Origin of the sequence: Herbaspirillum sp. (assembly GCF_017744395.1) — a bacterium.
Taxonomy (GTDB): domain Bacteria; phylum Pseudomonadota; class Gammaproteobacteria; order Burkholderiales; family Burkholderiaceae_D; genus Herbaspirillum.
Genome location: NZ_JAGIBI010000001.1, coordinates 908,050 through 922,077 on the forward strand (window position 1 = coordinate 908,050; position 14,028 = coordinate 922,077).

Annotated in this window: 14 protein-coding genes; 7 read left to right on the forward strand and 7 right to left on the reverse strand. The window is 59.3% G+C overall.

Annotated features, from left to right (window positions below; all coding sequences use genetic code 11):
• The first annotated feature begins 128 nt into the window (after nucleotides 1-128).
• The 3 genes from J7548_RS04040 to J7548_RS04050 all read left to right on the forward strand — a co-directional run bounded on the left by J7548_RS04040 (nucleotide 129) and on the right by J7548_RS04050 (nucleotide 3,702).
• Nucleotides 129-1,070 carry a polysaccharide deacetylase family protein gene (locus tag J7548_RS04040; RefSeq protein ID WP_290970651.1) on the forward strand — a complete coding sequence of 314 codons (942 nt, stop codon included), beginning with the start codon at nucleotides 129-131 and terminating at the stop codon, nucleotides 1,068-1,070.
• Nucleotides 1,071-1,157: 87 nt separating this feature from the next.
• The gene (locus J7548_RS04045) at nucleotides 1,158-1,634 is read left to right on the forward strand and encodes a peroxiredoxin (RefSeq protein ID WP_290970655.1); all 477 of its coding nucleotides are present in this window, start codon (nucleotides 1,158-1,160) and stop codon (nucleotides 1,632-1,634) included.
• A 391-nt stretch (nucleotides 1,635-2,025) separates the two neighbouring features.
• Nucleotides 2,026-3,702 carry a PhoH family protein gene (locus J7548_RS04050; RefSeq protein WP_290970658.1) on the forward strand — a complete coding sequence of 559 codons (1,677 nt, stop codon included), beginning with the start codon at nucleotides 2,026-2,028 and terminating at the stop codon, nucleotides 3,700-3,702.
• A 76-nt stretch (nucleotides 3,703-3,778) separates the two neighbouring features.
• Here J7548_RS04050 and J7548_RS04055 read toward each other — a convergent pair whose 3' ends face one another.
• The 7 genes from J7548_RS04055 to rpsF all read right to left on the reverse strand — a co-directional run bounded on the left by J7548_RS04055 (nucleotide 3,779) and on the right by rpsF (nucleotide 8,804).
• Nucleotides 3,779-4,792, reverse strand: a complete 1,014-nt coding sequence (locus tag J7548_RS04055; protein WP_290970661.1) for an inorganic phosphate transporter — start codon at nucleotides 4,790-4,792, stop codon at nucleotides 3,779-3,781.
• Between the two features lie 85 nt (nucleotides 4,793-4,877).
• Entirely contained in the window at nucleotides 4,878-5,504 is a 627-nt protein-coding gene (locus tag J7548_RS04060) for a DUF47 domain-containing protein (protein WP_290970663.1), read from the reverse strand.
• 213 nt (nucleotides 5,505-5,717) lie between these two features.
• On the reverse strand, nucleotides 5,718-7,172 hold the full coding sequence (locus tag J7548_RS04065) for a replicative DNA helicase (RefSeq protein ID WP_290970665.1): 1,455 nt from the start codon (nucleotides 7,170-7,172) through the stop codon (nucleotides 5,718-5,720).
• Nucleotides 7,173-7,307: 135 nt separating this feature from the next.
• The gene (gene rplI, locus J7548_RS04070; protein WP_290970668.1) at nucleotides 7,308-7,760 is read right to left on the reverse strand and encodes a 50S ribosomal protein L9; all 453 of its coding nucleotides are present in this window, start codon (nucleotides 7,758-7,760) and stop codon (nucleotides 7,308-7,310) included.
• Nucleotides 7,761-7,785: 25 nt separating this feature from the next.
• Nucleotides 7,786-8,070: a 30S ribosomal protein S18 gene (gene rpsR / locus J7548_RS04075; RefSeq protein WP_006462643.1), complete on the reverse strand. Its 285-nt coding sequence runs from the start codon at nucleotides 8,068-8,070 to the stop codon at nucleotides 7,786-7,788.
• A gap of 46 nt (nucleotides 8,071-8,116) precedes the next feature.
• On the reverse strand, nucleotides 8,117-8,416 hold the full coding sequence (gene priB, locus J7548_RS04080; protein ID WP_290970690.1) for a primosomal replication protein N: 300 nt from the start codon (nucleotides 8,414-8,416) through the stop codon (nucleotides 8,117-8,119).
• Nucleotides 8,417-8,438: 22 nt separating this feature from the next.
• On the reverse strand, nucleotides 8,439-8,804 hold the full coding sequence (rpsF, locus tag J7548_RS04085; protein ID WP_290970694.1) for a 30S ribosomal protein S6: 366 nt from the start codon (nucleotides 8,802-8,804) through the stop codon (nucleotides 8,439-8,441).
• Nucleotides 8,805-9,109: 305 nt separating this feature from the next.
• Between rpsF and lexA the strand changes: the two genes are divergently transcribed.
• From lexA to J7548_RS04105, 4 genes are all read left to right on the forward strand, one after another.
• Nucleotides 9,110-9,769, forward strand: coding sequence for a transcriptional repressor LexA (gene lexA, locus J7548_RS04090; RefSeq protein ID WP_290970698.1), 660 nt, complete (start codon nucleotides 9,110-9,112; stop codon nucleotides 9,767-9,769).
• A 224-nt stretch (nucleotides 9,770-9,993) separates the two neighbouring features.
• Complete coding sequence (locus J7548_RS04095) at nucleotides 9,994-11,970, forward strand: tetratricopeptide repeat protein (RefSeq protein ID WP_290970701.1); 1,977 nt, start codon at nucleotides 9,994-9,996, stop codon at nucleotides 11,968-11,970.
• 323 nt (nucleotides 11,971-12,293) lie between these two features.
• On the forward strand, nucleotides 12,294-13,382 hold the full coding sequence (locus J7548_RS04100; RefSeq protein ID WP_290970704.1) for a flagellin: 1,089 nt from the start codon (nucleotides 12,294-12,296) through the stop codon (nucleotides 13,380-13,382).
• A gap of 77 nt (nucleotides 13,383-13,459) precedes the next feature.
• Entirely contained in the window at nucleotides 13,460-13,819 is a 360-nt protein-coding gene (locus J7548_RS04105) for a flagellar protein FlaG (protein ID WP_290970707.1), read from the forward strand.
• Nucleotides 13,820-14,028 lie beyond the last annotated feature (209 nt).

The window sequence follows — 14,028 nt, forward strand, 5'->3', positions numbered from 1 at the left end:
TTTCCCGGCTGCATTTTTCGTCTGTATATTGTTCTCCGCAGCATGGGATGCTAGTCTCCCATCCTGACCTGCATTGCAACAATTCCCGGGGCCGCATCGCTCCCCGCCACTTATCCGATTCGCCGACATTGCCCAAACTCACACTCAAGATCGACGCCGACACCTACCGCGGCACCCGCGTGGGCGTTCCCAACCTGATCGCCCAGCTGCGCCGGCACGGCGCCGGCGCCACCTTCCTGTTCTCACTCGGTCCCGACCATACCGGCTGGGCCCTGAAGCAGATCTTTCGCCCCGGTTTCTTCAGCAAGGTGTCGCGCACCTCGGTGGTCGAGCATTACGGCCTGAAGACGCTGATGTACGGCACCCTGCTGCCGGCGCCGGATATCGGCAAGACCTGCGCCGACTTCATGCGCGAAGCCTACGATGCCGGCTTCGAATGCGGCATCCATACCTGGGACCACCGCGTCTGGCAGGACAATGTCCGTACCGCCGATGCGCAGTGGACGCAAGAAACCATGCAGCGATCGTATGGCCGCTACCACGACATCTTCGGCCGTGCGCCGGTGACCCACGGCGCCGCCGGCTGGCAGATGAACGACCATGCCTTCGTGCAGCTCGACCAGTTCGGCATCGCCTATTCCTCCGACGGCCGCTCGCAGTTGCGCGAAGACGGCCGCCTGGCCGATCCGGATGCCGGGCCGCACCGCTTGTCGGCCTTCGGGAAACCTTTGTCCTGCGTGCAACTGCCGACCACGCTGCCCACGCTCGACGAGATCCTCGGCCGCACCATCCGCGGCAAGCTGATCGACGCCGGCAACGCCGCCGAGCTGCTGCTGGAACTGACCAGGCAACCGCGCGACCATGTCTTCACCCTGCATGCGGAACTTGAAGGGCAGAAACTCGCCCCCATCTTCGAGCAATTGCTGGCGGGCTGGCGCGCGCAAGGCTACGAGCTGGTCTCCATGGGCGATTATTATGAAAGCGTGAAAGACGACGTGCTGCCCATCCTGCCCATCAGCTGGGGCGAATTGCCGGGCCGCTCGGGCGACATGATCGTGCAGGCGATGTAAGGCCGTCCGCCCGGGCCATTGATTGCGGCCATCACCAATACCGACACACCTACGACAAACGACAGACACGACAGACGGGGCGCCATTTTGACCGACAGACCAACCATCCTGAACAAGACCGTTCCTGACTTCTCGGCCAGCATGACCGGCGGCCGGGACTTCCACCTGGCCGACTACAAGGGCCGCAACCTGGTACTCTATTTCTACCCGAAGGACAACACGCCGGGCTGTACCACCGAAGGCATGCAATTCCGCGATCTGCATGGGGAATTCCAGCGCCACAACACCGACATTTTCGGCATCAGCCGCGACAGCCTGAAGTCGCACGAGAACTTCAAGGGCAAGCTGGAAATGCCCTTCGAACTGATCTCCGATCCCGACGAAACGCTGTGTACCATGTTCGATGTCATGAAGATGAAAAACATGTATGGCAAGCAAGTTCGCGGCGTCGAACGCAGCACGTTTGTGATTGACGGATCGGGCAAAGTGGTGAAAGAATGGCGTGGAGTAAAGGTTCCAGCCCACGTGGATGAAGTGCTGGCCTTCATCAAAACCATTGCCTGAAAACCGCCTGTAAATCTCGCGGTGCCATCGGCAGGAACGATGGATGCAGGCCGTGTCAGGATCGCCTGGCAAGCGATGCTGCCGCGCTCGACGAATATGCGGTCAATCGATACAAGCCATTGAATTCAAATAGAAAAACGTTTTTTGAAAGCCGTTTCTGGTTTAGGCCGAGGGCCTGCCGAAACGGCTTTTTTACTTTTCAAATCGCCGTCGGCGCTAATCAAGCCCTCCTATCCCATGGCCCCGCCTATGCCGCACCCGGGCGCCAGAAGGTCTTCATTAGATCCCACGGTGCCATTGCCCAGCTGATGTTCCCTTCGCTGTTAGCAGTACCGCAACACCTGTTCGCTCTGACAAAGCGGTGTTTTCTTCATTTACTACCGAGGTCCTGATGCCCCTGCCCAAAATGCCGAGCAAACCGGCTGCGTTGTTGTCTCCCGAGGACTACCCCAAAGCCGAACGCAATAAGCCTGTCAAACCGAACATCACTCTCGTCGAAGCACCCGCTCCAAAACCAGCTGTTGCAGTCCCCGTAGCAAAGACCGTGGAACCGCGCGCGCGCATCGGCGGCAAGGCCCCGGTCGCGGAAAAACCGAAAGCCGCGCCCAAGAACCTGGAGTCGCGCGCCAAATCGGCCACCAGCCGCATCGCCGACAAGCTCGGCGTGACCAAGCTGTTCGTGCTGGACACCAACGTGCTGATGCATGACCCGACTTCGCTGTTCCGTTTCGAGGAACACGACGTCTACCTGCCGATGGTCACGCTGGAAGAGCTGGACAACCACAAGAAAGGCATGTCCGAAGTGGCGCGCAACGCACGCCAGATCTCGCGCTCGCTGGATGCGCTGGTATCCGACATCGCAGAAGACGCGATCGACGAAGGCATCCCGCTGTCCAAGCTGGGCAACAAGGACGCCAAGGGCCGCCTGTTCTTCCAGACCAAGCTGCAGAACGCCGCGCTGCCGGAAGGCCTGCCCGAAGGCAAGGCCGACAACCAGATCCTGGGCGTGGTGCGGGCGCTCGACCAGCAATACCCGGACCGCCCGGTGGTACTGGTGTCCAAGGACATCAACATGCGCCTGAAGGCGCGCGCCATCGGCCTGCCCGCCGAAGACTACTTCAACGACCATGTGCTGGAAGACACCGACCTGCTGTACTCGGGCATCCAGCAACTGCCGGACGACTTCTGGACCAAGCACGGCAAGGGCATGGAATCCTGGCAGGAAAACAAGCACGGCAGCAGCTTCACCTACTACCGTGTGACCGGCCCTTATGTGCCGTCGCTGCTGGTCAACCAGTTCGTGTTCATCGAGCCCAAGAACGGCGAACCGGCCTTCTACGGCCAGGTCACCCAGATCAACGGCAAGACCGCCGTGCTGCAGACCCTGCGCGACTACGGCCACGCCAAGAACAGCGTCTGGGGCATCACCGCGCGCAACCGCGAGCAGAACTTCGCGCTGAACCTGCTGATGAACCCGGAATGCGACTTCGTCACCCTGCTGGGCCAGGCCGGTACCGGCAAGACCCTGCTGGCGCTGGCGGCAGGCCTGGCGCAGGTGCTGGAAACCAAGCTCTATAACGAAATCATCGTCACCCGCGTGACGGTGCCGGTCGGCGAAGACATCGGTTTCCTGCCGGGCACGGAAGAAGAAAAGATGGGCCCCTGGATGGGCGCCTTCGACGACAACCTCGAAGTGCTCAACAAGTCCGATGGCGACGCCGGCGAATGGGGCCGCGCCGCGACCCAGGACCTGATCCGCTCGCGCATCAAGATCAAGTCGCTCAACTTCATGCGCGGCCGCACCTTCGTCAACAAGTTCCTGATCATCGACGAAGCGCAGAACCTCACGCCCAAGCAAATGAAGACGCTGGTCACCCGCGCCGGCCCCGGCACCAAGATCATCTGCCTGGGCAACATCGCGCAGATCGACACGCCTTACCTGACCGAGGGCTCGAGCGGCCTGACCTATGTGGTCGACCGTTTCAAGGGCTGGTCGCACAGCGGCCACGTGACCCTGGCGCGTGGCGAACGCTCGCGCCTGGCCGATCATGCCAGCGATGTGCTGTGATGTAGCAAGCAGTATTTGCTCCAACAAAAAAGCCACCGCAAGGTGGCTTTTTTGTTGATGCGGCAAAGCTGCCGGATTACAGGATTCGCACGCCCACCCACCATGCGATGGCGGCCACGAACGCCGACGCCGGGATCGTGAAGATCCATGCCCAGACGATGTTGCTGGCCACGCCCCAGCGCACCGCCGACATCTTCTGCGAAGCGCCCACGCCGACGATGGCGCCGGTAATGGTGTGGGTGGTCGACACCGGAATGCCCAGCGCGGTGGCGATGAACAGCGTGATGGCGCCGCCGGTCTCGGCGCAGAAGCCGCCCACCGGCTTCAGCTTGGTGATCTTCTGGCCCATGGTCTTGACGATGCGCCAGCCGCCGAACAGCGTGCCCAGGCTGATGGCGCAATAGCAGGAGATGATCACCCACATCGGCGGCGCTTCAGCAGTGGTGCTGGAATAGCCGGCGGCGATGAGCAGCATCCAGATGATGCCGATGGTCTTCTGCGCATCGTTGCCGCCGTGGCCCAGGCTGTACATCGAGGCCGACAGCAATTGCAGGCGGCGGAACCAGCCGTCGATCTTTCTCGGCGTGGAGCGGAAGAAGATCCATGACACCACGAGCATCATGAGCGAGCCGAAGATCAGGCCCAGCAAGGGCGACAGCACGATGAACAGGATCGTCTTGAGCAGGCCCGAGGAAATCAGCGCGCCGGTACCGGCCTTGGCCACGGCCGAACCGACCAGGCCGCCGATCAGCGCGTGCGAGGACGACGACGGGATGCCGTAGTACCAAGTGACCAGGTTCCAGAAAATGGCGCCGATCAGGGCGCCGAAGACCACGTAATGGTCGACCACCGCCGGCTCGATCGTGCCCTTGCCCACCGAGGCCGCCACATGCAGCTGGTGGAACACGAACACGGCGGCCAGGTTGAAGAACGCCGCCATGGCCACCGCCGTCTGCGGGCGCAGCACGCCGGTCGACACCACGGTGGCGATCGCGTTGGCCGCGTCATGGAAGCCGTTCATGAAATCGAACAGCAAGGCCAGGACGATCAGTAGCGCGAGGATATGTAAGCTGATTTGAACTGTATGCATGGATAAAACCGTTGTTTGAGGCCGTCCCGCAGCCGGGGCCGGGCGCCGGCAGGCGGCGCTTGCCGCAACTGCCGGAAAGCCCGCATCAGGCGTTTTCGACGATGATGCCTTCGATGATGTTGGCCACGTCTTCGCAGCGGTCGGTGACGGTTTCCAGGATCTCGTAGATGGCCTTGAGCTTGATCAGCGTACGCACGTCCGGCTCGTCGCGGAACAGCTTGGACATCGCCGCGCGCATCACGTGGTCGGCATCGGATTCCAGGCGGTCGATTTCCTCGCAGATCGTCAGGATCTGGCGCGAGTTGTCCATGTTGTGCAGCAGGCCGACGGCGGCCTGCACCTTCTCGGCACAGGCCAGGCACAGCTCCGCCAGGCGCTTGGCTTCAGGCGTGATGGATTTGATGTCGTAGAGGGAGATGGTTTGTGCCGCATCTTCGAGCAGGTCGAGGATGTCATCCATGCGGGTAATGAGTTGATGGATGTCGTCGCGGTCGAGCGGGGTGATGAAGGTTTTGTGCAGCAGGTCGATGGCGGTGTGGGTTACCTTGTCGGCCTGCTTCTCGACGGTTTCGATGGCGTGCACCCGGATTTCAAGGTCATCGAAATTGGTCATCAGCGCGACCATCTCCTTTGCGCATTTGACCCCCAATTCGGCATGCTGATTGAAAAGGTCAAAGAATTTGCCTTCAGTCGGCATCAGTCGTCCAAACATGTTTCACTCTCTCGTCAATGATTCGCGCTTGTCTCAAGCGCTGTTTCGGACCGGCGCTACGGCGGCTCGCTCCCATCCCTTGCGAACCGCCGCCCTGCCCGTCTTGCAGCGCGGAGCCGGCCGGCTCCGCGCCTTACACGACACGAGCGGCAAGAAGCCGCCCGTGGTTCCATCCTGGCCGCGGCAAAGCGCCCGCGGCCTGAAAACTCCCCGTCAATCGCCGCCGTAAGGCTGGGCCAGATTGCCGATGTAGTTGTCGTACTTGGTATACATGCCCAGGAATGCCAGGCGGATGCTGCCGATCGGACCGTTACGCTGCTTGCCGATGATGATTTCCGCGGTCCCCTTGTCAGGCGAGTCCGGATTGTAAACCTCATCCCGGTAAATGAACAAAATCACGTCGGCATCCTGCTCGATGGCGCCCGATTCGCGCAAGTCGGACATCACGGGACGCTTGTTGGGGCGTTGCTCCAGCGAGCGGTTCAACTGCGACAGCGCGATCACCGGGCAATTGAGCTCCTTGGCCAGGCCTTTCAGGCTTCGCGAGATTTCCGAGATTTCCGAGGCGCGGTTCTCCGAGGAGCTGCCGCCGTTGCCGGACATCAGCTGCAGGTAGTCGATGATGATCAGGCCCAGCTTGCCGCACTGGCGCGCCAGGCGGCGCGAACGCGCGCGCAATTCGATCGGGCTCAGGGCCGGTGTTTCGTCGATGTAGAACTGCGCGTCGTTCATCTTCTGGATGGCGTGCGTCAGGCGCGGCCAATCCTCGTCCAGCAGGCGGCCGGTGCGCAGGCGGTGCTGGTCCAGGCGGCCGACCGAACCCAGCATACGCATGGCGAGCTGGGCGCCGCCCATTTCCATCGAGAACACCGCCACCGGAAGGCCGCTGTCGATGGCAACGTTTTCGCCGATGTTGATGGAAAAGGCCGTCTTACCCATAGACGGACGCCCGGCGACGATGATCAGGTCGCCCGGCTGCAGGCCGGAGGTCATCTTGTCGAGGTCGATGAAGCCGGTGGGTACGCCGGTGATGTCGCTGGAAGCATCGCGGTTGTACAGTTCGTCGATGCGCTCGACCACTTGCGTCAGCAAAGGCTGGATTTCCATGAAGCCCTGCGAGCCGCGCGAACCTTCTTCGGCGATGGCGAAGATCTTGGACTCGGCCTCGTCCAGCATCTGCTTGACGTCCTTGCCCTGCGGATTGAAGGCGTCGCCGGAAATCTCATCGGCCACGGTGATCAGTTTGCGCAGGATGCCGCGGTCGCGCACGATTTCGGCGTAACGGCGGATATTAGCGGCCGACGGCGTGTTTTGCGCCAGCGCGTTGAGGTAGACCAGGCCGCCCACTTCCTCGGCCTTGCCGCTGGTCGACAGCGCCTCGTAGACGGTAATGACGTCGGCGGGCTTGGTGCTGTTGATCAGCTTGACGATGTGCTCGAAGATGATGCGGTGGTCGTAGCGATAGAAGTCTTCGGGACTGACGAAATCGGCGATACGGTCCCAGGCCGCGTTATCCAGCAGCAAACCGCCGAGGACCGACTGCTCGGACTCGATGGAATGCGGCGGCACGCGCAGCGAATCGACCTCGGGATCGGAGGCGTCTCTGGGGCCGCGGAACGATGGAAAGGAGTCTTTCTTGGCGCGGGATGATTCTTTCATGGCGCGCATTATAACCTGCTATGGGGGTTGGCCGTTTCAGGCCGAAGGCAAATTGCAGCCCGCGTCTTGCAGTGGCGGGCGCAATAAAAAAGCCAGGCGAACCCGGCTTTTTTATTGCAAAACGAATTGCAGAGAATGCAATGCTTACGCTTGCTCGCCCTTGACGGCGATGGTCACGTCGACCACCACGTCGGTGTGCAGGGCAACGGCAACCGGGTGCTCGCCAACGGTCTTCAGCGGACCGTTGGGCAGGCGAACCTGGGCCTTTTCGACGGCGAAGCCTTGCTTGCCCAGCGCTTCGGCGATGTCGAAGTTGGTGACCGAACCGAACAGACGGCCATCGACGCCCGCCTTTTGCGAGATTTCGATGGTGGCGCCGTTCAGCTTTTCGCCTTGGGCCTGGGCTGCTGCCAGCTTTTCAGCGGCGGCCTTTTCCAGGTCGGCGCGCTTGGCTTCGAATTCAGCGATCGCTGCATCGGTAGCGCGGCGGGCCTTGCGTTGCGGGATCAGGAAGTTACGTGCGAAACCGTCCTTGACGCGCACGACATCGCCCAGACCACCGAGATTAACGATTTTTTCCAACAGAATGACTTGCATGTTTTTCTCCTATTTCTCGGCGCGATTACGCGTTGTGCAGATCGGTGTACGGCAGCAGGGCCAGGTAACGGGCGCGCTTGATGGCGGTGTCAACCTGGCGCTGGTAGTGGGCCTTGGTACCGGTCAGGCGTGCCGGCATGATCTTGCCGTTTTCCTGGACGAAGTCCTTCAGGGTGTCCACGTCCTTGTAATCGACCTGTTCAACGCCGGCGGCGGTGAAACGGCAGAATTTCTTGCGCTTGAACAGCGGGTTTTGCTGTTGACGCTTGTTTTTCAGCTTGCTTTTATCGAACTTTTTACCGAATGCCATTTTTGGCTCCTGTATCTGTAAATTGGGGGAGATCTTGTCGGCCTAATCAGGCTTGAACGACTGGATCAAAATCAACGATGTGAAACACGACGCTCTTGCTGTTGCGATTCTTGCGGGCCAGAAATCCGGTGAATTGGAACATGGCTCCCAGTGCCGCCTTGTTGAGTCGACCGGAGATTTCCCCGGCGGCCATGGCCGCGATATCGAACTCCACCTGGCGCTTGATGCCGGCTTCCATCTGCTCCGACTGGTGCTGCAACCTGGCAGTCACAATCGGAATACCGGCCGGCGTATAACGCAACACATCACGTTCTGCCAGGCTGGCGATGACTTGAAGCTGGTTCACTCCGCTAGGAATCGCAGCGCAATCAGGCTGCCGGTGCTTCGGTGCGGCTCTTGGCTGCGTCTTCCTTCTGCACTGCCTTCAGGATCGGGGAAGGACCGGTTTCAGCCTTCTTCATCTTGACGGTCAGGTGGCGCAGGACAGCATCGTTGAACTTGAAGCCGGTTTCGATTTCGGCCAGCGTTTCGCTGTCGACTTCGATGTTCAGGCAGACGTAGTGAGCCTTGGCCAGCTTCTGGATCTGGTAGGCCAGTTGACGACGGCCCCAATCTTCGACACGGTGGATCTTGCCGCCGCGGGTGGTGACGATGCCCTTGTAACGCTCGATCATCGCCGGCACTTGCTCGCTCTGGTCCGGGTGGACGATAAATACGATTTCATAATGACGCATGTAGACTCCTTTTGGACTATTGACAAAACGCCCACCCCGGCGTCAAGACGAGTGTGGGAAGAGGAAAGCCGGCAATCATACAAGATATCCGGCCGCAGGGCAATCCCGGCAAGGAATTCGCGAGGCTTGGCAGCGACAGTCGGGGGCGCACCCGGCAATGGGACCCCCTGCGCCACCTAATTTATATATAGGTATTCATAGATAGCCCTGCCATCCCCCATGTTGCCGTTGACACAAAGATAGCAACTGTATAAAAATACAGACTGTTCATACAAACAGCCTTCCCTCGCAGAAAGGCAGCCCACATGCTCAAGCTCACCGCGCGCCAGGAACAGATCCTCAACCTGATCAAGAACGCCATCGAAAATACCGGCTTTCCTCCGACGCGGGCCGAGATTGCCTCGGAACTGGGCTTCCGCTCCGCCAACGCGGCGGAGGAGCACCTGCAGGCGCTGGCGCGCAAGGGCGCCATCGAAATCTCCCCGGGCACCTCGCGCGGCATCCGGCTGCGCGAGTCCGGCGTCGCCGCCGGACTGCCGAACGGCCATCAGATGGCACTCCCCCACCCGGCCCTGATGCAATTGAGCCTGCCGCTGGTCGGCCGCGTGGCAGCCGGCTCGCCCATTCTCGCCCAGGAACATGTGGAAAAAACCTACCAGGTCGACCCCGCCCTGTTTTCCGGCAAGCCCGACTATCTGCTGAAGGTGCGCGGGATGTCCATGCGTGACGCCGGCATTCTCGACGGCGACCTCCTGGCCGTCAAAAAAGCGGACCAGGCGCGCAACGGCCAGATTGTCGTGGCCCGCCTGGCGGACGACGTCACGGTCAAGCGTTACCAGAAATCCGGCAATGTCATCACCCTGTTTCCCGAAAACCCCGATTTCAGCCCCATCGTGATCGACAAGGACGAGGAGGATTTCGCTCTGGAAGGCCTCGCCGTCGGTTTGTTGCGCAGTTGGAACTGAACCGTACGGAACACAAGACAATCATCAAGCAAAACACCTTCCACAACACTCACGCAGAACTGCACATCAGCCCCTCCTCCCCCACGCCCCCTCAAAACCTTCGCCCAAAACGAAGGTTTTTTGCTTTCTGTTCGCGCATTCGCCAAGGACCGCACTCACCTATCATGCAAGCTGCATGATGACGTCCGGCGCGTACTGGCCGGCAACTCCAAAGGATTTTTTCGATGTCGACGCGCAAGAGCAGCAAAAACAGCAAGCCCGCAAATCCCAACCAGGCCTCAGGCAACCGACAACTCCAGGACCTCCTGGACGTCCGCCGCGCCCTGGATCTTCTGGATAACCGCAAATCGGACGAAGCCAAACTACTCTGCGACGCCGTACTGCGACGCTCGCCCAAGCTGGTGTTTGCCAATCATGCGCGGGGCCTGGTTGCCATGCACGACGGTGTTTATACCGAGGCGGAAACCTATCTGCGCAAGGCGGTGGCAGCCGACCCGGGAAATCCTGAATACATTACCAACCTGGCCGGCGCAGTGCTCCGACTGGATCGCATCGATGACGCGATCCGGCTGTACGAAGAAGCCATTTCCATCGACAAGGAAAACCGCGCGGCGCGCATCGGCTTGGCCAATGCCCTGCACGAAAAGAACGACCCCGATGCATCCATCGCCTATTTTGAAGATGCGGTCCGGCGCGAACCCAGCGCCCCCGGCCCACTATCGCACTTAGGGCGCGCACTGATCGATGCCAAGCGCTATAACGAAGCGGTATCGACCATCCTGAAATCGCTGGAACTGGATATAAGCTTCGCGCCATCCCATACCGCTCTAGGCGAAGCCTTCCATGCGATGAAAATGTACAAGGAAGCACTGGAGTCGCACAAAACCGCAATCCTGCTCGACCCGCAAGATATCTATGCACACAACAAGATCGCCGATACCTACCTGGAACTAAAGCAGCCCGATCAGGCGCACGAACATTACCGGCGCGTCATCGAAATCGCCCCCAAGGATCCGAACGGCTATATCAAACTGGCGTCAAGCCTGTTCTCGACCCAGGATCGCTTTGATGACGCCATGGCATTGTTCCACAAAGCCCTCGAACTGGATCCCAAACATTCACTGACCTATAACAACATCGGCGCGATCATGCACGACCATGGCGACACTGTGAATGCCATGGAGCAATTCCATCAGGCGCTAGCGTTACGCCCGACTTACGCCACCGCCAGGCACAATCTGGCCCTGTCGCAACTGCTTCACGAAAACCTGAAGGAAGGCTGGGAAAACCACGAGAGCCGCCTGACCGTCAAGGAGCGCATGCACGTTTACCAGGTGATCCATAAGCTGTTCAATATCATCCCCAAATGGGATGGCAAGTCGTCGCTGGCAGGCAAATATATCCTGTTGATGCATGAGCAGGGCTATGGCGACAGCATCCAGTTCCTGCGCTACGTACGCCAGTTACAAGTACAAGGAGCACGTGTGGCGGTACATGTCAAAAATGCCCTGTACCGCCTGTTTCAGTCATTCACTCCCGAAGTCACCTTGGTCCGGGAAAGCGACCCACTGCCACGATGCGATTGCTCTTATATACTGATGAGCCTGCCCTATGCGCTGGGCACGGACACCGTGGCGGACATTCCCTCCTACCCATCCTACCTAGCCGCAGACCCGCAACTTGCTGCGGCCTGGAAGGAAAAGATCGCGCACCTCGCTCGCAACCCGGACAACCTGCGCGTCGGCGTGGTATGGGGTGGCAACCCTGAACATGGCAATGACCGCCGGCGTTCGATTCCCCTTGAAAAAATGCAGCAATTGCTTTCATTGCCAAGGATTGAGTTTTATTCTTTGCAAAAAGGCAAGCCACTGGAAGACCTGAAAAACCTGCCGCCCGACATGACTCTCCATAATCTGGGCGACGACTGCAAAGACTTCGCCGATACCGCTGCAGCCATCAGCGCACTGGATCTAGTCATCAGCGTCGACACCTCGGTGGTCCACCTGGCCGGGGCCCTCGGCCACCCCACCTGGACGCTACTGGCGTACACCCCCGACTGGCGCTGGCTAATGGATCGGGAAGACTCCCCTTGGTATCCAAGCATGCGATTATTCCGCCAACCGGCAGCCGGCGACTGGGATTCCGTCATGCAAAAAATGGCTGGCGAATTACTTGCCTTGCAAAAACAAAAAGAAAGTTAATAAAAAAGAAACCCACTCCAATCCATGAAGCTGCTTACCTACGTATGCGGCTTCATTTTTTTGTCCAACATTTTCCTCATAACAATAAAAAATCTCTAAAGTTTTCTTAAATAGGGTCGAAAAAGGATTTGCTTGGATTTTCAAAGCACGTAGTTTTAGTTCGGAAAGCCTTGAAAAAGATTTTTTGCGACAGCCCTAAACTTTTTCCAAGACTGCCCGATAACGCATACAACAGAGGTTGAAACGCCTGGGGCTCATGGGTAGAAGACCAAAGTTAAGCACTGAAACTCGGATCATCGGTCTCAAATCTTAGGAGAATTAACATGGCATCAGTCATCAATACCAACATTGCGTCGCTTAACACGCAACGCAATTTGAACATGTCGCAGTCGTCGTTGAACACCTCGATCCAGCGCCTGTCTTCCGGCCTGCGCGTCAACAGCGCCAAGGACGACGCCGCCGGCCTGGCAATTGCCGACCGCATGAACGCCCAGGTCAAGGGCCTGGCAGTCGCGCAACGCAACGCCAACGACGGTATCTCGATGGCGCAAACCGCTGAAGGCGCACTGTCGACCGTGACCGACAACCTGCAGCGTATGCGTGAACTGGCTGTGCAGGCCGCCAACGGCACCAACAGCGCCCAGGACCGCAAGACCCTGAACGACGAATACTCGCAACTGTCGCAAGAAGTCTTCCGCGTGCTGAACGGCACCAACTTCAACGGCCAAAACCTGTTCACTGGCGTTGGCCAAGGCGCATCGGCCGGTGTCGGCTCGAGCTCCGCCAACGTTTCGGCTTCGCTGACCTTGTCGTTCCAGGTTGGCGCCAACGTCGTCGACAACAAGCTCAACGACCAGATCACCATCACCCTGGATGACCTGTCGAACAACAGCACCATTGCCAACGTGATCGGCACCAGCGCCAAGGGCCTGATCGGCCTGGGCGACACCACCGGTGTGACCACTGCTCAAAACGCCTATACTTCGGCCAAGGCTGCCCTGGACAACCTGTTCGCTACAGGCTCGACCCTGAGCGCCTCGGCCCTGGCATCGTCGGCCGTGAGCCTGCAAGCAACCATCGACAGCGCCAAGCTGACCCTGGATGCAGCCGTTGCCAACCCGACCGCTCAAAGCGATGCGCAAAACGCGATCAAGAACCTGGATACCGCTATCAGCCTGATCTCGTCCAAGCGCGCCGAGTTCGGTGCGGTTCAGAACCGCTTCAGCGCCGTCATCAGCAACCTGCAAGTGTCGAGCGAGAACATCACCGCGTCGCGCAGCCGTATCATGGACACCGACTATGCTTCGGAAACTGCAAACCTGACCCGTGCGCAGATCCTGCAACAAGCCGGTACCGCGATGCTGTCGCAAGCGAACTCCTCGCCGCAAAGCGTCCTGTCGCTGTTGAAGTAAGCTTAAGAGCTAGGTAGGATGACGTGCGGAGGATAGGCAATATTCTCCGCACGTCCATTTAGGAAGGGAGTAACACCATGTCGATTGCCCCACTCAATATTACGGCCGCTGGCGATTCCGGTGCTGCATACGTGCTGCCGCAGGCTGCCTCAAAACCAGACCCAGTGGTGTCGACCGTTGCACCTGCTGCAACCCCGGAAGCGCGCCGCGCGACAGAAAGCGAAGTAGATCAGGCCGTCGGCAAGCTCAATGATTTCGCCGCCGCCAATGCCTCTGCCCTGAATTTTTCCAAGGACCAGGACACCGGCAAGACCATCATCAAGGTTGTCGATACGGCAACGGACACCGTAATTCGCCAGATTCCCAGCGAAGAAGCGATCTCGATTGCGAAATCGATCGACAAGATGCAAGGCCTGCTGATCAACCACAAGGTTTGAGTCCGGTACGAACTGCAGTGGCACGCAAGGCATCACTGGTCAATAAAGCCACGTTGGCGTGATAATTTCGTACACATCAGTTCATAACGGATTCATGTATTTACCCGCACAGCGTCAATACTGCACCGACGCCGTACTTGAGAGCCAGTGATCGTCCTCTTGACTGCGTCGTAGCCCGCGCGATGCCGTGCACAACGCCCAAGATTCAG

Excerpts from the sequence above, each read along its gene's own strand:
- J7548_RS04050 (WP_290970658.1), top strand. The coding sequence starts at position 2,026 with ATGCCCCTGCCCAAAATGCCGAGCAAACCGGCTGCGTTGTTGTCTCCC.
- J7548_RS04055 (WP_290970661.1), bottom strand. The coding sequence starts at position 4,792 with ATGCATACAGTTCAAATCAGCTTACATATCCTCGCGCTACTGATCGTC.
- J7548_RS04060 (WP_290970663.1), bottom strand. The coding sequence starts at position 5,504 with ATGTTTGGACGACTGATGCCGACTGAAGGCAAATTCTTTGACCTTTTC.
- J7548_RS04065 (WP_290970665.1), bottom strand. The coding sequence starts at position 7,172 with ATGCGCGCCATGAAAGAATCATCCCGCGCCAAGAAAGACTCCTTTCCA.
- rplI (WP_290970668.1), bottom strand. The coding sequence starts at position 7,760 with ATGCAAGTCATTCTGTTGGAAAAAATCGTTAATCTCGGTGGTCTGGGC.
- rpsR (WP_006462643.1), bottom strand. The coding sequence starts at position 8,070 with ATGGCATTCGGTAAAAAGTTCGATAAAAGCAAGCTGAAAAACAAGCGT.
- rpsF (WP_290970694.1), bottom strand. The coding sequence starts at position 8,804 with ATGCGTCATTATGAAATCGTATTTATCGTCCACCCGGACCAGAGCGAG.
- lexA (WP_290970698.1), top strand. The coding sequence starts at position 9,110 with ATGCTCAAGCTCACCGCGCGCCAGGAACAGATCCTCAACCTGATCAAG.
- J7548_RS04095 (WP_290970701.1), top strand. The coding sequence starts at position 9,994 with ATGTCGACGCGCAAGAGCAGCAAAAACAGCAAGCCCGCAAATCCCAAC.
- J7548_RS04100 (WP_290970704.1), top strand. The coding sequence starts at position 12,294 with ATGGCATCAGTCATCAATACCAACATTGCGTCGCTTAACACGCAACGC.
- J7548_RS04105 (WP_290970707.1), top strand. The coding sequence starts at position 13,460 with ATGTCGATTGCCCCACTCAATATTACGGCCGCTGGCGATTCCGGTGCT.